Source organism: Cognatiluteimonas weifangensis (assembly GCF_003416885.1).
Lineage (GTDB): Bacteria > Pseudomonadota > Gammaproteobacteria > Xanthomonadales > Xanthomonadaceae > Cognatiluteimonas > Cognatiluteimonas weifangensis.
Genome location: NZ_QVPD01000002.1, coordinates 339,740 through 359,684, shown reverse-complemented (window position 1 = coordinate 359,684; position 19,945 = coordinate 339,740). Strand labels below are relative to the sequence as shown.

Genomic DNA, 19,945 nt, shown 5'->3' with positions numbered 1-19,945 from the left:
GTGCCACGCATGCCGTGTAATCGCCGCCGCGGCCTGCCGTATCCACTTGGCATCCCCACGCTCGGAGTCCGCCATGGAAACCCGCACGATCAAGCGCGACACCGCCAACACCTTCCCCCACGGGTTCTTCGATTTCCTGCAGGTGTCGCAGGGCCGGCGCCACAAGCTCGGCGACTACACGCTGGAACCGGCGCGCCTGGAACGCTTCAACGTCTCGCTGCGCACGCTCAGCCCGGAAGCGCCGAACCTGACCATGGACCAGATCGCCACCGCCGGCGCGCGCGCGCTGGCGCGGCACCAGGACGGCAGCGTGCCGCCGTTCGTGCAGTCGCGGATGGAGGCGCTGACGCGGCTGCAGGAACTGGCCGCCGACAGCGGCTGGGGCGTGGAGCCGCAAACCCGCGGTCGCATCGACGTGCTGCTGGAATACCGGCGCGAGCACGGCGACCTGATCCCGGACGAGCTGCCGGTGATCGGGCTGCTCGACGACGCCCTGCTGGTGGACGTCGCCCTGCAGTTGCTGCACGGCGAGCTGGCCGACTACGAGGACTTCTGCCGCTTCCGCAAGGTCGCCGCGGAGTTCGCCGGCCTGCCGGTGCAACAGACCGGGCTGACCCGCCGCCAGTGGCTGGACGCGATGTGGCAGGAGCAGTCGCGGGCGGCCTCGGCACGGGCCAGGGAGCGCTACGTGCCCGACGCGCGCGCGAGCCTGTTCCATATCACCTGACCCATATCACTTGAGCCGCATCACCCGAAGTCCACGCAGCTGACCGGCGCTTGAAGATCGCGCGCGCCGCAGGGCGCGTGGCGCGCGGTCAGAAAGGCATTGCGTCGCGGCGGCGATTGCGGCTGTCCGCCAACGCGCGCGCGGGCCGTTCGGAAGTGGCACGGCATCGGACCGCCGAGCGTGTTCCCCTTTCCGCACGGCGCCCCATGACCCATTTCCAGACCACGCACTGGAACCTGATCCAGACGGCCCGCGACGATCCCGGCCACGCCGGCCCGGCGCTGGAGCAGTTGTGCCGGGCCTATCGCCCGCCAGTGCTGGCGTACGTGCGCCGCCACGGCTACGGCCCGGCCGAGGCCGAGGACCTGACCCAGGAATTCTTCGCCCGTTTCCTGGAGCGCCGCTGGTACGCCAGCGCCGATCCCGCGCGCGGCCGCTTCCGCGCGCTGGTGCTGACCGCCTTGCGCCGCTTCCTCAGCGACCAGCACGCGCAGGCACAGGCGGCCAAGCGCGGCGGCGGCACGGCGGCGGCCGCGACCGACACGGCCGCCGTCGCCGACGACGGCGAGAGCCCGGAGCAGGCTTTCACCCGGGCATGGATGGGCGCGGTGCTGGGGCATGCGGTGGCGCGGCTGCGGGCCGAGTGGATCCGCGCCGGCAAGGACGAGCAGTTCGAACAACTTGCGCCGTTGTTGGTCGAGGGCGATCCGGGCGCCAGCCTGCGCGCACTGGCGGCCGCCTCCGGGGTCCGCAGCAATACCCTGGCGGTGCGCCTGCACCGCATGCGCCGCCGGCTGCGGCAACTGGTGCGGCTGGAACTGGTCGGCACGGTCGGCAGCCGCGAGGCGCTGGAAGCGGAGCTGGCCGAGCTGCGCGAGCTGGCCCGTGCCGGCGGGGCCTGAGGCGGCGGCGATGCGCGGCCGCCCGGCTCCAGCGCGGCGCACGCACGGGCAGCCTCCATGAGCGGCAGCGGCCAGGACGCCCGCGGCCAGGGCGGCACCGGCACGCCCGGCACCGGCCCGGCCGCCCCGGGCCCGGGCGGCCCCGGCACACCCGGCCACGCTGCGGCCGGCAACGGCCACACAGCGCCGGCCCAGCCCGGCGCCGGCAGCCACGACCCGTGGTGGCTGGATCCGGCGCTGGCGCGGATGGCGTTCGGGTCCGCCAACCGGCCCGGCCGCAGCTGGCAGCCGCCGCTGGATCCGGACGCGCCGTTCGCCGACCTGCGCGACCGCCGGGTGCGGATCGATCCCGCCGATCCGCTGCAGCGCGAGTTCGGCGACTACGAACTGCTGGAGATCGTCGGCGAAGGCGGCATGGGCGTGGTCTACCGCGCGCGCCAGCGCAACCTCGACCGCGAGGTGGCGATCAAGCTGCTCTCCGCCGGCGCCGCGGCGTCCGAGGAGATCATCGCCAGCCTGCGCCACGAGGCGCAGAGCGCGGCGCAGCTGCAGCACCCCAACATCGTCGTGGTGCACGAACTGGGCGAATACGGCGGGCTGATCTTCTACGCGATGCAGCTGGTGCGCGGCCGCAGCCTGTCGCGGTTGCTGGAGGAGCGCGGCGCGCTGCCGCCGCAGCAGGCCGCAACGCTGCTGCAGCGCGTGGCCGAGGGTGTGGACTACGCGCACCGGCTGGGCGTGCTGCACCTGGACCTCAAGCCGGGCAACATCCTGGTCGGCGACGACGGCGAGCCGCGGATCGCCGACTTTGGCCTGGCGCGGCGGCTGGAACGCGCGCTGGCGGTGGCCAACGAGCGCATCGCCGGCACCCCCAGCTACATGGCGCCGGAGCAGGCGCAGGTGCACGGCCCGGCCCTGACCGTGGCGACCGACGTGTACGGCCTGGGCGCAGTGCTGTACGAGACCCTGACCGGCGTGCCCCCGTTCCACGCCGACGACCCCAAGGCCACGCTGCAGCAGGTGCTGGACGCACCGCTGCTGCCGCCGCGGCAACGCAACCCCGCCATCCCGCGCGACCTGGAAGCGATCGTGCTGCGCTGCCTGGCGCGCGACCCGGCGCAGCGCTACCGCAGTGCCCGGGCGCTGGCCGAGGACCTGGGCAACTTCCTCGCCGGGCGCCCGGTGCAGGCCAGACCGCTGAATCCCCTGCAGCGCGGCATTCGCTTCGCGCGCCGCGAGCCGCGGCTGGCGCTGGTGATCGCGCTGCTGATCCTGGGCCTGGCCGCGGGGTTGAGCGTCGCCCTGTGGCTGTGGCGCCAGGCCGAAGCCGACGCCGCCCGCGCGTCCCAGGGGGATCGCACCCAGCCTGCGCCCGGCATCGCGGACCGCGACGGTCGCTGACCCACGCGCGCCCGCGCGGCGTCACAATACGTCCCGCGGCGCGGACGTGTATCATTCGCCGCCATCCTTTTATCCGTATCAAGGGATATATCCCTGAATGAGGCCCGCCCGATGACCAGCTCCGCCTACCTGTTCACCTCCGAATCGGTCTCCGAAGGCCATCCGGACAAGGTCGCCGACCAGATCTCCGACGCCGTGCTCGACGCCATCCTGGCCAAGGACAAGCGCGCGCGCGTGGCCTGCGAGACCATGGTCAAGACCGGGGTGGCGATCGTCGCCGGCGAGATCACCACGTCCGCGTGGATCGACCTGGAGGCGCTGACCCGCAAGGTGATCGTGGACATCGGCTACGACAGCAGCGACGTCGGCTTCGACGGCGCCACCTGCGGCGTGCTGAATCTCATCGGCAAGCAGTCGCCCGACATCAACCAGGGCGTGGACCGCAAGAAGCCCGAGGAACAGGGCGCCGGCGACCAGGGCCTGATGTTCGGCTACGCCACCAACGAGACCGACAGCGGCATGCCGGCGGCGATCCACCTGTCGCACCGCCTGGTCGAGCAGCAGGCCAAGGTGCGCAAGAAGAAGAACTCGCCGCTGCCCTGGCTGCGCCCGGATGCGAAGTCGCAGGTCACCCTGCGCTACGAGGACGGCCAGGCGGTCGCGATCGACGCGGTGGTGCTGTCCACCCAGCACGATCCGGACGTCAAGCAGAAGGACCTGGTCGAGGCCGTGCGCGAGCACATCCTCAAGCCGGTGCTGCCGGCCAAGTGGCTGCACAAGGGCACCAAGTACCACATCAACCCGACCGGCAAGTTCGTGATCGGCGGCCCGGTCGGCGACTGTGGCCTGACCGGACGCAAGATCATCGTCGACACCTACGGCGGCTGGGCCCGCCACGGCGGCGGCGCGTTCTCCGGCAAGGACCCGTCCAAGGTCGACCGCTCGGCCGCCTACGCCGCGCGCTACGTCGCGAAGAACATCGTCGCCGCCGGCCTGGCCGACCGCTGCGAAGTGCAGGTCAGCTACGCCATCGGCGTGGCGCATCCGACCTCGATCTCGGTCACCACCTTCGGCACCGGCAAGGTCTCCGACGCCGTGATCGAGAAGCTGATCCGCGCGCACTTCGACCTGCGCCCGTACGGCATCCTGCAGATGCTCGACCTGATCCACCCGATGTACCAGCGCACCGCGTCCTACGGCCACTTCGGCCGCAAGCCGCAGCAGATCGAATACGTCGACGGCGCCGGCAACAAGCAGACCGCGACCGCATTCTCGTGGGAAAAGACCGACAAGGCCGAGGAGCTGCGCAAGGCCGCCAAGCTGAAGTAGGAGCGGCATCGGCCGCGAAAGGCACATGGCCCGTCGAGGGGCGCTGCGACCGTCGCAAGGACGGCCAGGCTCGGCGGGCTTACCGCGACAACCGCGCCCGTTTAATCCGAGCCCGCTTCGACAATGGCCGGCTCACTTGAACGGAACACCAGCATGAACGCACAAATCCGCACCTTCTCCCAGAACGGCGACTACAAGGTCGCCGACCTCGCCCTGGCCGACTGGGGCCGCAAGGAAATCGACATCGCCGAGCACGAGATGCCGGGCCTGATGTCGATCCGCCGCAAGCACGCGTCCGCGCAGCCGCTCAAGGGCGTGCGCGTGACCGGCTCGCTGCACATGACCATCCAGACCGCGGTGCTGATCGAGACGCTCAAGGACATCGGCGCCGACCTGCGCTGGGCCTCGTGCAACATCTTCTCGACCCAGGACCACGCCGCGGCCGCGATCGCCGCCAGCGGCACCCCGGTGTTCGCGTGGAAGGGCGAGAGCCTGGAGGAATACTGGGACTGCACCCTGGCCGCGCTGAGCTTCCCCGACGGCAAGGGCGGCTACCTGGGCCCGCAGCTGGTGGTGGACGACGGCGGCGACGTCACCCTGCTGATCCACAAGGGCTACGAGCTCGAGCACGGCGACGGCTGGGTCGACACGCCGTCCGGCAACCACGAGGAGCAGGTGATCAAGGACCTGCTCAAGCGCGTGGCGAAGGAACGCCCCGGCTACTGGACGCAGGTCGTCGCCGACTGGCGCGGCGTGTCCGAGGAGACCACCACTGGCGTGCACCGCCTGTACCAGCTGGCCGAGGCCGGCAAGCTGCTCATCCCGGCGATCAACGTCAACGACTCGGTCACCAAGAGCAAGTTCGACAACCTGTACGGCTGCCGCGAGTCGCTGGCCGACGGCCTCAAGCGCGCGATGGACGTGATGCTGGCCGGCAAGGTCGCGGTGGTCTGCGGCTACGGCGACGTCGGCAAGGGCTCGGCGCACTCGCTGCGCGCCTACGGCGCCCGCGTGATCGTCACCGAGATCGACCCGATCTGCGCGCTGCAGGCGGCGATGGAAGGCTTCGAGGTCGCCACCGTCGAGGACACGCTGGGCCGCGCCGACATCTACGTCACCACCACCGGCAACAAGGACGTCATCCGCCTGGAACACATGCGGGCGATGAAGGACCAGGCGATCGTCTGCAACATCGGCCACTTCGACAACGAGATCCAGGTCGACGCGCTCAACGCCTCCGGCGCGACGCGCACCAACATCAAGCCGCAGGTGGACAAGTACACCTTCGCGCGCGCCGACGGAACGCCGGGCCACTCGATCTTCCTGCTGGCCGAGGGCCGGCTGGTGAACCTGGGTTGCGCCACCGGCCACCCGAGCTTCGTGATGTCGAACTCGTTCTCCAACCAGACCCTGGCGCAGATCGACCTGTGGCAGCACCGCGACGAATACGAGAAGACCGTCTACCGCCTGCCCAAGCATCTGGATGAGGAAGTCGCGCGCCTGCACCTGGAGAAGATCGGGGTCAAGCTGACCCGGCTGACCCAGGCCCAGGCCGACTACCTCGGCGTCGCGGTCGAAGGCCCGTACAAGGCCGAGCACTACCGCTACTGACACCCGCCCGGTCGCCCGGCGCCGTGCCGGGCACGGCCGGGTCGCAGCGACACGCAACGGGCGCCACGGCGCCCGTTCGCATTGCTGCCGTCGTCGACGCCGACATTCCTTTCATCGCGATGAAGCGATAAGATGCCGCGGAGCCCTTCTCCCGCCGGCGGCCATGGTCCCGATCAGCTTCGAGTTCTATCCGCCCAAGACCGAGGAGCAGCGCGCGCAGCTGGACCGCACCGCGACCCGGCTCAAGGCGCAGGCACCCGAATACGTGTCGTGCACCTTCGGCGCCGGCGGCTCGACCCTGTCGTACACGCCGGAGACGATCCAGCGCCTGCGCGAGCGGCACGCCCTGGAGGCCGCGCCGCACCTGAGCTGCATGGGCGGCAGCCGCGAGGAGATCCGGCAGCTGCTCAAGCTGTACCGGGCGATGGGCTGCCGCCGCCTGGTGGCGCTGCGCGGCGACCTGCCCTCGGGCATGGCGCGCATGGGCGACCTGCGCTACGCCACCGATCTGGTCGCCTTCATCCGCGCCGAACATGACGACTGGTTCCACATCGAAGTCGGCTGCTATCCCGAATGCCATCCGCAGGCCGAGGACGCGCTCGCGGACCTGCGCCATTTCAAGGCCAAGATCGACGCCGGGGCCGACGGCGCGATCACCCAGTACTTCTACAACGCCGACGCCTACTTCCGCTTCGTCGACGACGTGCGCCGGCTCGGGGTCGAGGTGCCGATCGTGCCGGGAATCATGCCGATCTCCAACTTCGCCCAGCTCAAGCGGTTTTCGGAAGCCTGCGGCGCCGAGATCCCGCGCTGGGTCGGCAAGCGCATGCAGGCGTTCGGCGACGACGGCGAGGCGATCCGCACGTTCGCCGCGGAGCTGGTCGCGGGGATGTGCGCGCGCCTGATCGCCGGCGGCGCGCCGGCGCTGCACTTCTACACCCTCAACCTGTCCCGGCCGACGCTGAACGTACTGCAGCACCTGCACTGAGCGTCGGCTCTTTTCCCGCCTCGGAAACGCCCGCACCCCTGCCGGGGGCCTGCTTTGGCAGGACCGCCGTGAATACCCATGCTTCAAATGCGAAAGCCCTCGCGAGGGAAACCGGCGGCCGACCTGTGCGGGACACACTGTGAATCCATGAACATATGTTTCAAGCGCGGGCACCTTTGTGGGGGGAAGCCGGTGGCCAGCTTGCGCGGGACACGCCGTGAGACTTCCCTTCAAGTGCGGAAGCTTCCGTGGGGGGAAGCCGGTGGCCCGGCCCGTGCGGGACACGCCATGAATACATCCCTGTAGGCTCCTCGGCGGCATCCATGCCGCCGACGGTCCCGCACAGGCCGGGCCACCGGCTTCCGGGCAAGTGAGTCGGTGCTTGAAAAGAGAGCCGCCCGAAGTGACGACCTTCAAGCTCGCCAAGTCGCTGCCCGGCGGGCTGGGGGTGCGGAGAGTGGACCATGGAGGGCCCACGCCCCGACTTAAAGACAGGAGGTCGTCAGGAGGGCGCAGCACCCCCAGCCCGCCGGGCGGCGACTCCGTCCGAAGCCGATGTCCCGAGCGCAGGACACCGTGGCCCGCGCCCCGACCTGAAGACAGGACGTCGCAGGAGGGGCGTAGCTCCCAGACGCCGCGCAACGACTGCGTCCCGAAGCCAACTCTCCGGAGCAGGAGGAAACCCGAATTCAGCCCAGCCTCAGTCGCGCACGCATACGTACCCCGCACGCGGCCTCGACGCACGCGCATGAACGTCGCACGTCGGCTTCCGGCAGCGCTCTTTGCGCGGGCGGCGGTGCGCGCTAGGCTGCGGCGATGCCGCACGCATCCGGATTTCGCCCCACCCCGTTGCTGCCGTTGCTGGCGCTGGCCGCGTGCGGCGCGGCCAGCGCGCAGGTGCACCGCTGCGTCGCCGCCGACGGCAGCATCGCCTTCACCGACCGCCGCTGCCAGGACATCGGCGCGGTCGAGCGCCTGCCGCCGGCCGCGGCGGCGGACGGCAACCGCCTGCGGCGCAACGCCTGTCCGCGCCACCTGCAGGATCTGGTGTACGAGCTGACCACCGCGATCGACAACAACGACGTCAACCGCCTGGCCGGCCTCTACCAGTGGACCGGCCTGTCCACCCGCAGCGGCTACGCGCTGATGCAGCGCCTGGAGGCGATCGCGCGGCGTCCGCTGGTGGACATCGTGCCGGTCTACCCCGGTGCCGCGGCCGCGGACGACTACTTTGCACAGACGACGGTGCGACGCACGCCGGTCGGACTGCGGCTGGAGCAGACGCTGGCCAACGGCAGCACGCCCTCGCACACGGTGCTGGAATTGCGACGCGCGTTCGGCTGCTGGTGGGTGCGCCTGTAACGGCGAGCTCGCGGTTGGGGCAAAATAGCGGCTTCGTACCGCAGGAATCCCGACGATGCAGTATCCGGACTGGGTCTGGCACAACGGCGCGATCAAGCCGTGGGCCGAGGCGACCACCCATGTGATGGCGCATGCCCTGAATTACGGCTCGTCGGTGTTCGAAGGGATCCGCAGCTACGAAACCGCGCGGGGCCCGGTGATATTCCGGCTCGGCGACCACACCCGGCGCCTGTTCGCCTCGGCGCGCATCTACGAGATGGAAATCCCGTATACGGTGGACGAGATCAATGCCGCCTGCCGCGAGGTGCTGCGCCGCAACCGGCTGACGCGGGGCTACCTGCGCCCGCTCGCGTACCGCGGACTCGGCGGCTTCGGGCTCTCGGCCGACACCCCGATCGACGTCGCCGTCGCCGCCTGGCAGATGGGCGCGTACCTCGGCGAGGGCGTGCTCGAACAGGGGATCGACGCCTGCGTGTCGAGCTGGCAGCGGTTCGCGCCCAACACCATCCCGTCCGGCGCCAAGGCCGGCGGCAACTACCTGTCCGGGCAGCTGATCGCGCGCGAGGCGCGGCGGCTGGGCTTCGGCGAGGGCATCGCCCTGGCATCGACCGGATTGCTGAGCGAGGGCGCGGGCGAGAACCTGTTCCTGGTGTTCGACGGCGCCCTGCACACCGCCCCGGTCAGCGCCGCGCTGCTCAACGGCATCACCCGCAACACGCTGATGACGCTGGCGCGCGACGCCGGCATCGACGTGGTGGAACGCGACCTGCCGCGCGAATACCTGTACCTGTGCGACGAGGTGTTCATGTGCGGCACCGCCGCCGAGATCACCCCGATCCGCTCGGTCGACGGCCGCCAGGTCGGTGCCGGCAAGGCCGGACCGGTGACAAGGCGCCTGCAGGAGCTGTTCTTCGGCCTGTTCGACGGCCGCACGCCCGACAAGTACGGTTGGCTGGACCCGGTCGACGCATAAGCGCAAACGGGAACCTTTACGGGAAAGCCGGTAGCCCGCCCTGTGCGGTGGGGGGGAAGCCGGCGCCCCAGCCTGTGCGGGATACGCCGTGAATCCAGCCCTCATGTGCGGAGACATCTGCGGGGGAAGCCGGCGGCCCGGCCTGTGCGGGACACGCCGTGAATACGTCCCTGTAGGCTCCTCGGCGGCATCCATGCCGCCGACGGTCCCGCACAGGCCGGACCACCGGCTTCCGGGCAAGTGAGTCGGCGCTTGTAGCCCCCGAAGCGAGGAACTCCAATCTCGCGCAGTCGCCGCCCGGCGGGCTGGGGGTGCGGAGAGTGGGCCATGGATGGCCCACGACCCGACTTAAAGACAGGAGGTCGTCAGGAGGGCGCAGCACCCCCAGCCCGCTCGGGCGGCGACTCCTGCCGAAGCCGATCTCTCAAGGTCAGGCCACCAATGGCGCTTGCGCCCCGGCTTAAAGACGGGCCGTCGTCAGGAGGGCGCAGCCCCCCAGCCCGGCGGGCGGCGGCTCCCTGCCGAAGCCCGATCCTGCGCTACAGGTTCGCGCCCGGATCTGCCGAGACTTCAGGCAGGAACGACAACGTCGCCACCACGCCCCGCTGCGCGCCCGGCACCACGCGCACGTGCCAGTCGTACAACGCGCACAGCCGGCGCACGATCGACAGGCCGATGCCGCCGCCCTGCGAATGCTCGGCATGGGTGCCGCGATAGCCGCGCTCGAACAGCCGCGCCGCGTCCTCCGCGGTCAGTCCGGGGCCGGAATCGACCACCTCGACACCGTTGGGCAACAACCGCACCACCACCTCGCCCTGCGCGGTGTACTTGACCGCGTTGCCGACCAGGTTGCCCAGCGCCACCGTCACCGCCGCTTCCGGCGCGTCCACCGCCAGCCCGCGCGCGCCTTCCAGGCGCAGCTGCAGCGGCTTGCCGCCGAGCTGGGCGCGGTGCGCGTCCAGCAGCTGCTCGGCGATGCGCGCCACGTCGGCGGCGCCGTGCCCGCGCTCGTTGCGCGAGAGCAGCAGCAGCGCGCTGATCAGGTCGGTGCATTGCTGCTCGGCGCGCTGGATCCGCAACAGCCGCGCGCGGGTCTTGTCGTCCAGATCCGGCCGGGACAGCAACAGCTCGACCGCGCCGCGGATCACCGCCAGCGGCGTGCGCAGCTCGTGGCTGACGTCGGCGTTGAACTCGCGGTCGCGCTTGACCACCTCGGTCAGGCGCCCGGCGTAGTCGTCCAGCGCCTTGGCCAGCTCGCCGACCTCGTCGTCGGCGAAGTGCGCGGCCAGCGCCTCGGGTTGTGCGCTGCGCCCGGAGGCGCGCAGCCGTTGCGCCAACTCCGAAACCGGGCTCATCACCCGGGATGCCGCCCACCAGCCGACCAGCAGCGACAGCAGCGTGAACACCAGCACCACGCCGAACAGGGCGTTGTTGAACTGCCGCTCGCCGCGCATCGACTGGCTCATGTCGTAGGCGAGGAAGAACCACACGTCCGGGGTCTTGCGCACCGCCAGCTTGTAGGAGAACGGCGTGCCGTCGGGATTGGCGCCGCTGACGTTGTGGATGCCGTCGCCGAACTCGTACCAGTCCGGCTGCTCCGCGCGCAGGGCCTGGAAGTTGGGGCGCCGCACCACCCGCGCCAGCATCTGCTGCACCGGCAGGTCGGGGTTCTTCGCCGGGTCGGAATAGAAGCGCCGCGCGTACTCATCGATGTTCTTGTTCATCACGTCTTCGACCAACTGGTTCTCGACGCGGTTGCGCGCCCAGTTGGTGGCGAAGGCCAGCAGCAGCGTCAGGCCGAAGCCCAGCAGCAGGAACGACAGCACGATGCGGCTGCGCAGCCGCCGTCGGTAGCGCGTGGGGCGCCTGCGCGCCGGTGTCGGGTCCTCGGACGCCACGTCTTCAGCTGGAGGCATCGGGCGCCGCGATGCGATAGCCGATGCCGTGGCGGGTCTGGATCAGCGGGACGGGGAACGGCTTGTCGACCACCGCGCGCAGGCCGTGGATGTGCACCCGCAGCGAGTCCGAATCCGGCAGTTCCTCGCCCCAGACCCGGGTCTCCAGCTCCTGCCGGGTGACCACCGCCGGCGCGGCTTCCATCAACGCCTGCAGGATCTTCAGCGCGGTCGGGTTGAGCTGCAGCAGCTTGCCCCCGCGCCGCACTTCCAGGGTGTCGAGGTTGTACTCCAGGTCGGCGACCTCGAGCACCCGGGGCTGCACGCCCTTGCCGCGGCGCACGAGCGCGTTCAGTCGCACCTCGACCTCCTGCAGCGCGAACGGCTTGATCAGGTAGTCGTCGGCGCCCGAATCGAAGCCGGCCAGCTTGTTGTCCAGCGAGTCGCGCGCGGTCAGCATCAGCACCGGGGTCTGCTTGCGCGCCTCGTTGCGCAGCTTGCGGCAGACCTCCAGGCCGTCCATGCCGGGCAGGTTGAGATCCAGCACCACGGCATCGAAGTCGTGCACCACCGCCAGGTGCAGGCCGGTCACGCCGTCGGCGGCGAAATCCACGGTATGCCCCCGGTCCTCGAGGTAATCGCCGAGATTGGCGGCGATGTCGGCGTTGTCTTCGATGACGAGGATGCGCATCTGGGATCCTGTGCTGGAGGACGTTGGAGCTCGTCGGTGGCCGGGCAGTTCCCCTGGGCGGGCCGCAGCGCGCCGGGCGCTGCGTCCGGATTCTTGCACACAGGCAGGTGAACCCCGCATGCCGGCGCGCAAACAAAGGCCCAGACACGGAATCCGCGCCTGGGCCAAAGCGGAGCATTTGTCCCGATTACCGTGATCTGCGACGCCCGAGGAGCGGCACCTGACGAGGAGTGTCGATCTGGAGAAAAGCAGAACTTCGGTCCGGCTCAGGCTACGCGCCGGGCGATTAAACGGTCGTTAAAGCCGATGTTATTTTTGTGTTAAACATTGGTGTCTCAAGCGGCATTGCGACGCAACGGCTGGTGCGCGGCTGCGACGTGGTCGATCACCCGCCCGGCCAGGTCCAGGCCGGTGGCCTCCTCGATCCCTTCCAGCCCCGGCGAGGCGTTGACTTCCAGCACCAGCGGCCCGCGCCGGGAGCGGATCAGGTCGACGCCGGCCACTCCCAGCCCCAGCACCGCCGCTGCCCGCACCGCCGCAGCCTGCTCGGCGGCCGAGGCGCGCACCGCCCGGGCGCTGCCGCCGCGGTGCAGGTTGGAGCGGAAATCGCCCTTGGGCGCCTGCCGCCGCATCGTCGCCACCACTTCCCCGCCGACCACGAAGCAGCGCAGGTCGGCGCCGCGCGCCTCGGCGATGAATTCCTGCACCAGGAAGTTGGCGTAGAGGCCGCGCAGGGCCTCGATCACGCTGCGCGAGGCCGACGGCTTCTCGGTCAGCATCACCCCCGCGCCCTGGGTGCCCTCGTTGAGCTTGATCACGTGCGGCGGCGGGCCGAGCATCGACAGCAGGTCGACGGTGTCGTCGGGGTTGTCGCCGAACACCGTGACCGGCAGGCCGATGCCCTGCGCCGCCAGCAACTGGTGGCAGCGCAACTTGTCGCGGGCGCGGGCGATGGCATCGGACGGGTTGGGGGTGAAGCTGCCCATCAGTTCGAACTGGCGCAACACCGCGGTGCCGTAGCGGGTGATCGAGGCGCCGATGCGCGGGATCACCGCGTTGTAGCCGGCGATCGGCCGGCCCTTGTAGTGCATGCCGAAGCCCTCGGCGCTGATCCGCAGGTAGCAGCGCAGCGGGTCCAGCACGCGCACGCTGTGGCCGCGCTCGCGCGCAGCCTCCACCAGGCGCCGGGTCGAATACAGCTTGCTGTTGCGCGAGAGGATGGCGAGCTTCATGGGCGTGGATTCGCGGGCGGGCGCCCGTGGAGGAAGGAGCGTGCCGGATCGACCATGAACGCACTGTCCAGCGCGCTGCGGCCAAGCAGCATCGGGAACAGCATGCCGCGGCGATCGGTCAGGTTGATTTCGATCTCGCGCTCGCGCCCGGCCAAGCACAGCCGGGTACGCAGGAACACGCGCCGGCTGCGGCGGCCGCCGGAATCGACGACCTCGCGCTCGTCCAGCACCGGCGCGGCGGCTTCGACCACGCCTGCGTGCGCGCGCCCGGGCGTGAGCCGGAAGCCGACCCACGGCGCCCCGCGCTCGACGAACCGCCATTGCTCGTCGACATGCAGCGCCGACGTGCGTGCGCCGCTGTCGACCTTGGCCCGCACCCGCGCGAGGCCCAGGTCCGGCAACGCCAGCCACTCCCGCCAGCCGAGCACGATCATCGGAATGCCCTTCGTGCGTGCAGGAAACCGGGCCAAAGAAAAGCGGCGATGCCACCGGGATGGCACCGCCGTCGCAAGCTGGAGCGGGTGAAGGGAATCGAACCCTCGTCAGTAGCTTGGGAAGCTACAGCTCTGCCATTGAGCTACACCCGCGGACCGCGAAGTCTATGCCCGCCCACCGGCGGTGGCAACGCGCGGCGCGGGCGCCGCGCGTGCCGCGCCGGTCAGAAGCGGTTGCCGACGGTGACGAACACCCCGGCGTCGTTGCCGCCTTCCTGGGCGAAGGTGGCGCTGGCGCCGACGTTGGCGTCCAGCCCCAGCAGCCGCGTGCGCGCGCCCAGCAGCAAGGTGCCGTAGTCGCGATCGAAGTCCTGGCCCGGCACCGCGTACGGCAGCGAACCCGGGATCGACTGGGCGACGGCGAAGGCCTGCGCCGCCGGATCCTCGAACTCGTGGTCGAAGGTCACCCGCGCGTACGGGTGGATGCGGTCGCTGGGGGTGTAGCTGAACTGCCAGCCGAGGCTGCCGATCAGCGAATCGACATTCTGCTCCGGGTAGGCCAGCGAGGTCGACAGCGTCGGATCGCTTTCGGCGAAGCCGTCGATGTCGATCTGCTGCGACAGCAGCGAGGCCACCGGGCCGTGGCGGAAGGCGCCGTCGCCGAAGGTCCAGCCGCCGCTGACGCCGACGCTGAGGTTGCTGCCGTCGGCCGAGCCGCTGTGGGTGCGGGTGGCGGCGCCGAGCTGCACGTCGCGGTCGCTGTCGAAGCCGAGCCACGAATAGCTGACCTGGCCGTTGACCCAGGCGCGCGCCCCGTACCAGCCGGCAAAACCGCCGAGGCTGGCGTCGGTCTGGTCGAAGCTGCCGCGGCGCTGGCCCCAGTCCATGCCCTGGCGGCCGTAACCGGCGAAGGCGCCATAGACCAGGTTGCCGCGGGTCCAGTCGACGCCGGCCATGAGGCTGGCGCCGCCGCCGTCGTAGTTGCTGACGTCCTCGCCGTAGCGCTGCGAATCGCCGCGCACGTCCGCCCACCAGCGCATGCCGTCGGCCTCCGGCTTCTGTGCCAGCTGCGCGGCGACGCGCTCGGCGCGCGCGCGGCCGACCACGGCCTCGGCGTGCGGCAGCACCGCCATCTGCCGCGGCGCCTCGATCACGGAGACCGCCAGCTGCGCCAGCATCTCGTGCGCGGCCGTGCTCGGGTGTACGCCATCGGCGAAGGCATAGGTGCGGTCGGCATCCGGGGTGGCGAAGTTGGCCGGACTGCACCCCAGGGCCGGAGCCAGCCCACAGGCTGGCGTGGTGACATTGGTGAAACCGTAGAGACCGGGGTTGGCGACGATTTCCTGCATGAAGTGGAAGGTGTCCAGCGGAATGACCCGCAACCCGGCGCTCTGCAGGCCGCCGAACAGGGTCTGGTTGTAGGCGGACACCAGCGCGGTCACCCCCGCCGACCCCGTGGCCCCCAACGACAGGCCGAAGGGCGTGGCCCCGACATCGGGCATGTTCGGCACCATGATGTATTGCGCGCCTGCGGAGGTCAGGGTGGCGACCAGCCCGACCTCGGCCGCCGCGGCGCCCAGGAACTGGGCCTGGGTGGTGGCGCTGTTCAGATGGAAGAACAGGTCATTGGCGCCGCCCCAGACCGTATACAGCGCATCGGGATTGGCCTGGCCGCCGTTGGCGGCGAGGTAGATGCCGACCTGGGTGGTCAGCGACGGCGCGAACTGGGTGGGAATCTGCGGCGGGAACCCGGGGCCGGGCGCAATCGTCGCGCCGCCGGCGGCGAAGTTGTCGCCCCCGGTCGCAGCGACGCCGGTGGAGGTCAGCTGCAGGGCCGCCGAGGCGTCGGTCCCGTAGTAGTCCGCCAGGAACTGCGCCCACACCAGCCCGGGGTTGGTGGTGAAGCGCGCCACGACAGCCGCGGACGGATCGACGTTCTCGACCAGGAAGGTCTGGTAGAAGCCGCTGTCAGTCAGGCTGTCGCCGAAAAACACGGTCTGGCTGAACGCGTCCTGCGCGAGGGCGGGCGCCGCCGCCAGCGCGAGCGCGGCGGCAAGAACGGTACGAAGGGGCCTGCGGGACACGGTCATGCGTGGACTCCTGGACGATGGCAAGGGCCGGCGATACGCCACCGGAGGGTTCTGATCGTTTCACGAGGACGCCCCGGCGCTCAAGTACGACTCCGGAGGGTGCCGCCACCGGGCTGCAGTCGCGGCGCGAAAACCGGACAATGCCGGCATGGACATCCTGTTGAACGGAACCCCTCGAGCCCTGCCCGCCGGCTGCAGCGTGGCGCAGCTGCTGGCCGAGGCCGGCCTCGGCGAACGCCGGGTGGCGGTGGAGGTCAATGGCGCGATCGTGCCGCGCAGCGCGCACGCCGGCCACGTGCTGCACGAGGGCGACCGGGTGGAGATCGTGCAGGCGCTGGGCGGCGGCTGAGGGCGCCGGGCGCGGTCGGCCCGGAGCCCGGGGCCGTCGCGCGGACGCGCCGACCATGGCACGGGCGGGCGGACCCGCGGCCGGTGGCGCACACCAACCCGCATCCGTCCGCCGCAAGACCGGCCGCCCGCGTAATCGCGCGATGGCCACCGGCGGTATGGGAACCCGGCTGTCCCGCGGCGATGGGGTAGTCGCCGGGACCCATGGGCTTTGCGACGCCGGCTCGCGCCGGGTGTGCGTTTGGCGTACCGCGCGATGGCGCATCGCGCGCGAGCCGGCGACCTGGCGGGAGTCAGGGGAGGTCCCCCGGACGGATCGTCCACTCATTGCGCACTACGCATTCGGGGCCGGTCCGCGGCCATCTCGCGCCACCGCGTGGCGAGCGCCCGACCGTCGGCCCGCATGCCCGACCGGCGGCGCGGTAACATTCGGGCATGAACCACGACTCCGCAGCCTCCGGCGACGCCCTCGTCATCGCCGGCAAGTCCTACCATTCGCGCCTGCTGACCGGGACCGGCAAGTTCAAGGACCTCGAGGAAACCCGGCGCGCGACCGAGGCGGCCGGCACGCAGATCGTCACCGTGGCGATCCGCCGCACCAACATCGGCCAGAACCCGGGCGAGCCCAACCTGCTCGAGGTGCTGCCGCCGGACCGCTACACCCTGCTGCCCAACACCGCCGGCTGCTACACCGCCGAGGACGCGGTGCGTACCTGCCGGCTGGCACGCGAGCTGCTCGACGGCCATGCCCTGGTCAAGCTCGAGGTGCTGGGCGACCAGAAAACCCTGTTTCCCGACGTGGTGCAGACCCTGGCCGCGGCCGAAACCCTGGTGGCCGACGGCTTCCAGGTCATGGTCTACACCTCCGACGACCCGATCCTGGCCAGGCGCCTGCAGGAGATCGGCTGCGTTGCGGTGATGCCGCTGGCCGCGCCGATCGGCTCGGGCCTGGGCATCCAGAACCGCTACAACCTGCTGGAGATCGTCGAGAACGCGACCGTGCCGATCATCGTCGATGCCGGCGTCGGCACCGCCTCGGACGCCGCGATCGCGATGGAGCTGGGCTGCGACGGGGTGCTGATGAACACCGCCATCGCCGGCGCCCGCGACCCGGTGCGGATGGCGCGGGCGATGCGGCTCGCGGTCCAGGCCGGGCGCGATGCGTTCCTCGCCGGGCGCATCCCGCGCAGGCGCTACGCCAGCGCATCCTCGCCGGTCGACGGCCTGATCGCCTGCGGATGACCGACCCGTTCGGCAGTGACGGCGCCAAGGTTCCGCCCAAGCCCTTCACCGTCACCGAAGGGCGGCGCGAAGTGCGCAGCTTCGTGCTGCGGCAGGGCCGCTTCACCCCGGCCCAGCAGCGCGCCTTCGAGCAGCTGTGGCCGCGTTACGGGCTGGACTACACCGGCACCCCGCGCGACTTCGACGCGGCCTTCGGCCGCCGCGCCCCGCGGGTGCTGGAGATCGGCTTCGGCAACGGCGAGGCGCTGCGCTTCGCCGCGCAGCAGGACCCGGACCGCGACCTGATCGGCATCGAGGTGCACGCGCCGGGCGTCGGCCGCCTGCTCAACGCGCTGGCCGCCGACGCCATCGGCAACGTCCGCCTCTACCACCACGACGCGGTCGAGGTGCTGCAACACGAGATCGCAGACGGCGCCCTGCACGAGATCCGGATCTATTTCCCCGACCCCTGGCACAAGCAGCGCCACCACAAGCGGCGCCTGGTCAACCCGGCGTTCGCCGCATTGCTGGTACGCAAACTGGCCCCGGGCGGACGCTTGCACCTCGCCACCGATTGGCACGACTATGCCGAACAGATGTGGGACGTGCTCGACGCCACGCCGGGCCTACGCAACCGCGCCGGCCCGCGCGGCCATGTACCGCGGCCGCCGTGGCGTCCGCAGACCCACTTCGAAGCCCGCGGCCGCAAGCTCGGCCACGGCGTCTGGGACCTGCTCTACGACAAGACCCGGAATTAGGGATCAGGGATTCGAGATTGGACAGAGCCGCCGCACCTCCCGAGCATCCCGCCCACGCCCCTGACGCCGGCGCCGCCTCCCCGCGCCGTTCGCCCGATTCCGCAGTCCGAATCCCGAACCCCGGTCCCTGATGGACACCGCGCTGACGCTCACCACCGACATGAAGCTCGTGCTCGGGCTGGTGGGCTTCACGATGCTGATGTTCGTGTTCGAGCGCATCCGCGCCGACGTGGTCGCGCTGGTGGTGCTGGTGCTGCTCGGGCTCACCGGGCTGGTGGCGCCGGAGGACATCTTCAGCGGCTTTTCCTCCGACGCGGTGATCAACGTCATCGCCACCATGGTGCTGGGCGCCGGCCTGGACCGCACCGGCGCACTCAACCGCCTGGCCGGCTGGCTGCTGCGGCGCGCGCGCGGCGTGGAGCAGCGATTGTTGCTGTTCACCTCGGCGGTCGCCGGCTTCAACTCGGCGATCATGCAGAACACCTCGGTGACCGCGCTGTACCTGCCGATCGCCTCGCGCCTGACCGCGCGCACCGGCCTGAGCCTGTCGCGGCTGCTGATGCCGATGGCCGCCGCGATCATCATGGGCGGCAGCCTGACCATGGTCGGCAACTCGCCGCTGATCCTGCTCAACGACCTGCTGGTCTCGGCCAACGCCAACCTGCCCTCCGGCGTGGCCACGCTGGAACCGCTGAAGATGTTCGCGCCGCTGCCGATCGGCCTGGCGCTGCTGGCCGCGTGCCTGCTGTACTTCCATTTCTTCGGCGGCAAGCTGCTGCCGACCGACGGCGACAAGGGCGTGACCCCGGCGCGCACGCAGAGCTATTTCGCCAACACCTACGGCATCCAGGGCGAGGTGTTCGAGCTCACCGTCAGCGCCGACAGCCCGCTGGTGGGGATGACCCTGGGCGAGGCCGAGACCCTGCACGGCGCGCCGCTGCTGCTGGCGCTCAAGACCGGCAACGAATCGCGGCTGGCGCCGCCCGGCGACAGCCGCATCTGGGTCGGCAGCGTGCTCGGGGCGATGGGCGCGCGGCAGCAGGTCGCCGACTTCGCGCAGAACAACTTCCTGCGCCTGTCCTCGCGCCTGCGCGAGTTCGGCGACCTGTTCAATCCCAGTCGCGCCGGCATCTCCGAGGCGGTGGTGCCGCCGACCTCGCGCTTCATCGGCAAGAGCGCCGCCGACCTGCGCCTGCGCAAGCAGCAGGGCATCAGCCTGCTGGCGATCAACCGCGACAAGGAGGTGCACAACGACAACATCCGCAACATGACCCTGCGCGCCGGCGACATGCTGGTGCTGCACAGCATCTGGACCGACCTGGCGGACGCGGCGAAGAGCCGCGACTTCGTGGTGGTCACCGACTATCCCAAGGGCGAGCAGCGCCCGCACAAGTTCAAGATCGCGATGGTGATCTTCGGCATCAGCATGCTGCTGGCGCTGTCCTCGCGGATCCCGACCACGATCGCGCTGATGACCGGGGTCGCCGGCATGCTGGTCACCGGCGTGCTGAAGATGGACGAGGCCTACGCCGCGATCAGCTGGAAGACGGTGTTCCTGATGGCCTGCCTGATCCCGCTGGGCTGGGCGATGGATTCCAGCGGCGCCGCGGCCTGGATCGCCGGGCACAGCATCGAGCAGCTGCCGCGCGGCCTGCCGGTGTGGCTGATCGCGCTGGCGCTGGGGCTGCTCACCACCTCGTTCTCGATGGTCATCAGCCACGTCGGCGCGACCATCGTGATGGTGCCGCTGGCGATCAACCTGGCGCTGGCGGTGGGCGGCGACCCGACCGGGTTCGCGCTGATCGTGGCGCTGTCGGCGTCCAACAACTTCATCACCGCGTCCAACCCGTCGGTGTCGATGATCACCGGGCCGGCCGGGTACAGCGCGCGCGAGATGTGGCGCGCCGGCGGGCCGCTGACTCTGATCTACACCGCGATCGTGGTGGTCGCGGTCAATCTGATGTTCTGAGCCGCGCCGGCGCG

Annotated in this window: 17 protein-coding genes, 1 tRNA gene and 2 riboswitches; of the genes, 12 read left to right on the top strand and 6 right to left on the bottom strand. The window is 70.6% G+C overall.

Annotation, left to right across the window (positions count from 1 at the left end; all coding sequences use genetic code 11):
* The first annotated feature begins 73 nt into the window (after positions 1–73).
* The 8 genes from D0Y53_RS03345 (at position 74) to D0Y53_RS03310 (ending at position 9,293) form a co-directional block, all read left to right on the top strand.
* A complete protein-coding gene (locus D0Y53_RS03345; RefSeq protein WP_117201774.1) occupies positions 74–727 on the top strand; it encodes a YkvA family protein in 654 nt (217 codons plus the stop codon).
* 206 nt (positions 728–933) lie between these two features.
* Entirely contained in the window at positions 934–1,629 is a 696-nt protein-coding gene (locus tag D0Y53_RS03340; RefSeq protein WP_117201773.1) for an RNA polymerase sigma factor, read from the top strand.
* Positions 1,630–1,686: 57 nt separating this feature from the next.
* Positions 1,687–3,030, top strand: coding sequence for a serine/threonine-protein kinase (locus D0Y53_RS03335; protein ID WP_117201772.1), 1,344 nt, complete (start codon positions 1,687–1,689; stop codon positions 3,028–3,030).
* 111 nt (positions 3,031–3,141) lie between these two features.
* Positions 3,142–4,359 (top strand): methionine adenosyltransferase, encoded by a 1,218-nt coding sequence (metK, locus tag D0Y53_RS03330; protein WP_117201771.1) that lies wholly within the window; start codon positions 3,142–3,144, stop codon positions 4,357–4,359.
* Positions 4,360–4,388: 29 nt separating this feature from the next.
* A riboswitch (S-adenosyl-L-homocysteine riboswitch) is annotated at positions 4,389–4,465 on the top strand.
* Between the two features lie 47 nt (positions 4,466–4,512).
* Entirely contained in the window at positions 4,513–5,970 is a 1,458-nt protein-coding gene (ahcY, locus tag D0Y53_RS03325; protein ID WP_117201770.1) for an adenosylhomocysteinase, read from the top strand.
* Between the two features lie 163 nt (positions 5,971–6,133).
* Complete coding sequence (gene metF / locus D0Y53_RS03320; RefSeq protein ID WP_117201769.1) at positions 6,134–6,958, top strand: methylenetetrahydrofolate reductase [NAD(P)H]; 825 nt, start codon at positions 6,134–6,136, stop codon at positions 6,956–6,958.
* Between the two features lie 816 nt (positions 6,959–7,774).
* The gene (locus tag D0Y53_RS03315) at positions 7,775–8,320 is read left to right on the top strand and encodes a DUF4124 domain-containing protein (protein ID WP_117201768.1); all 546 of its coding nucleotides are present in this window, start codon (positions 7,775–7,777) and stop codon (positions 8,318–8,320) included.
* A 55-nt stretch (positions 8,321–8,375) separates the two neighbouring features.
* Positions 8,376–9,293 carry a branched-chain amino acid transaminase gene (locus D0Y53_RS03310; RefSeq protein ID WP_117201767.1) on the top strand — a complete coding sequence of 306 codons (918 nt, stop codon included), beginning with the start codon at positions 8,376–8,378 and terminating at the stop codon, positions 9,291–9,293.
* Positions 9,294–9,832: 539 nt separating this feature from the next.
* Here D0Y53_RS03310 and D0Y53_RS03305 read toward each other — a convergent pair.
* From D0Y53_RS03305 to D0Y53_RS03280, 6 genes are all read right to left on the bottom strand, one after another.
* Positions 9,833–11,209 (bottom strand): sensor histidine kinase, encoded by a 1,377-nt coding sequence (locus tag D0Y53_RS03305; RefSeq protein WP_117201766.1) that lies wholly within the window; start codon positions 11,207–11,209, stop codon positions 9,833–9,835.
* Positions 11,196–11,879, bottom strand: coding sequence for a response regulator transcription factor (locus tag D0Y53_RS03300; protein ID WP_117201765.1), 684 nt, complete (start codon positions 11,877–11,879; stop codon positions 11,196–11,198). Before D0Y53_RS03300 ends, D0Y53_RS03305 begins: the two co-directional genes overlap by 14 nt.
* A 335-nt stretch (positions 11,880–12,214) precedes the next feature.
* A complete protein-coding gene (gene rimK, locus D0Y53_RS03295) occupies positions 12,215–13,111 on the bottom strand; it encodes a 30S ribosomal protein S6--L-glutamate ligase (RefSeq protein WP_117201764.1) in 897 nt (298 codons plus the stop codon).
* Positions 13,108–13,545, bottom strand: coding sequence for an ATP-dependent zinc protease family protein (locus D0Y53_RS03290; protein WP_117201763.1), 438 nt, complete (start codon positions 13,543–13,545; stop codon positions 13,108–13,110). The genes rimK and D0Y53_RS03290 overlap by 4 nt, the downstream gene beginning before the upstream one ends.
* Before the next feature lie 79 nt (positions 13,546–13,624).
* Positions 13,625–13,698: transfer RNA gene (locus D0Y53_RS03285), tRNA-Gly, on the bottom strand.
* 71 nt (positions 13,699–13,769) lie between these two features.
* Complete coding sequence (locus tag D0Y53_RS03280; RefSeq protein ID WP_117201762.1) at positions 13,770–15,635, bottom strand: autotransporter domain-containing protein; 1,866 nt, start codon at positions 15,633–15,635, stop codon at positions 13,770–13,772.
* 148 nt (positions 15,636–15,783) lie between these two features.
* On the opposite strand from D0Y53_RS03280, the gene thiS reads away from it, so the two are divergent.
* From thiS to D0Y53_RS03260, 4 genes are all read left to right on the top strand, one after another.
* Positions 15,784–15,984, top strand: a complete 201-nt coding sequence (gene thiS / locus D0Y53_RS03275) for a sulfur carrier protein ThiS (RefSeq protein ID WP_117201761.1) — start codon at positions 15,784–15,786, stop codon at positions 15,982–15,984.
* 156 nt (positions 15,985–16,140) lie between these two features.
* Positions 16,141–16,233, bottom strand: a riboswitch (cyclic di-GMP riboswitch).
* A gap of 185 nt (positions 16,234–16,418) precedes the next feature.
* Positions 16,419–17,225: a thiazole synthase gene (locus D0Y53_RS03270; RefSeq protein ID WP_117201760.1), complete on the top strand. Its 807-nt coding sequence runs from the start codon at positions 16,419–16,421 to the stop codon at positions 17,223–17,225.
* Positions 17,222–17,962 (top strand): tRNA (guanosine(46)-N7)-methyltransferase TrmB, encoded by a 741-nt coding sequence (gene trmB, locus D0Y53_RS03265; RefSeq protein ID WP_117201759.1) that lies wholly within the window; start codon positions 17,222–17,224, stop codon positions 17,960–17,962. The genes D0Y53_RS03270 and trmB overlap by 4 nt, the downstream gene beginning before the upstream one ends.
* 130 nt (positions 17,963–18,092) lie before the next feature.
* On the top strand, positions 18,093–19,931 hold the full coding sequence (locus tag D0Y53_RS03260; protein WP_117201758.1) for an SLC13 family permease: 1,839 nt from the start codon (positions 18,093–18,095) through the stop codon (positions 19,929–19,931).
* Positions 19,932–19,945 lie beyond the last annotated feature (14 nt).

Coding starts and splice junctions, on each gene's coding strand:
- D0Y53_RS03345 (WP_117201774.1), top strand. CDS start 74: ATGGAAACCCGCACGATCAAGCGCGACACCGCCAACACCTTCCCCCAC.
- D0Y53_RS03340 (WP_117201773.1), top strand. CDS start 934: ATGACCCATTTCCAGACCACGCACTGGAACCTGATCCAGACGGCCCGC.
- D0Y53_RS03335 (WP_117201772.1), top strand. CDS start 1,687: ATGAGCGGCAGCGGCCAGGACGCCCGCGGCCAGGGCGGCACCGGCACG.
- metK (WP_117201771.1), top strand. CDS start 3,142: ATGACCAGCTCCGCCTACCTGTTCACCTCCGAATCGGTCTCCGAAGGC.
- ahcY (WP_117201770.1), top strand. CDS start 4,513: ATGAACGCACAAATCCGCACCTTCTCCCAGAACGGCGACTACAAGGTC.
- metF (WP_117201769.1), top strand. CDS start 6,134: ATGGTCCCGATCAGCTTCGAGTTCTATCCGCCCAAGACCGAGGAGCAG.
- D0Y53_RS03315 (WP_117201768.1), top strand. CDS start 7,775: ATGCCGCACGCATCCGGATTTCGCCCCACCCCGTTGCTGCCGTTGCTG.
- D0Y53_RS03310 (WP_117201767.1), top strand. CDS start 8,376: ATGCAGTATCCGGACTGGGTCTGGCACAACGGCGCGATCAAGCCGTGG.
- D0Y53_RS03305 (WP_117201766.1), bottom strand. CDS start 11,209: ATGCCTCCAGCTGAAGACGTGGCGTCCGAGGACCCGACACCGGCGCGC.
- D0Y53_RS03300 (WP_117201765.1), bottom strand. CDS start 11,879: ATGCGCATCCTCGTCATCGAAGACAACGCCGACATCGCCGCCAATCTC.
- rimK (WP_117201764.1), bottom strand. CDS start 13,111: ATGAAGCTCGCCATCCTCTCGCGCAACAGCAAGCTGTATTCGACCCGG.
- D0Y53_RS03290 (WP_117201763.1), bottom strand. CDS start 13,545: ATGATCGTGCTCGGCTGGCGGGAGTGGCTGGCGTTGCCGGACCTGGGC.
- D0Y53_RS03280 (WP_117201762.1), bottom strand. CDS start 15,635: ATGACCGTGTCCCGCAGGCCCCTTCGTACCGTTCTTGCCGCCGCGCTC.
- thiS (WP_117201761.1), top strand. CDS start 15,784: ATGGACATCCTGTTGAACGGAACCCCTCGAGCCCTGCCCGCCGGCTGC.
- D0Y53_RS03270 (WP_117201760.1), top strand. CDS start 16,419: ATGAACCACGACTCCGCAGCCTCCGGCGACGCCCTCGTCATCGCCGGC.
- trmB (WP_117201759.1), top strand. CDS start 17,222: ATGACCGACCCGTTCGGCAGTGACGGCGCCAAGGTTCCGCCCAAGCCC.
- D0Y53_RS03260 (WP_117201758.1), top strand. CDS start 18,093: ATGGACACCGCGCTGACGCTCACCACCGACATGAAGCTCGTGCTCGGG.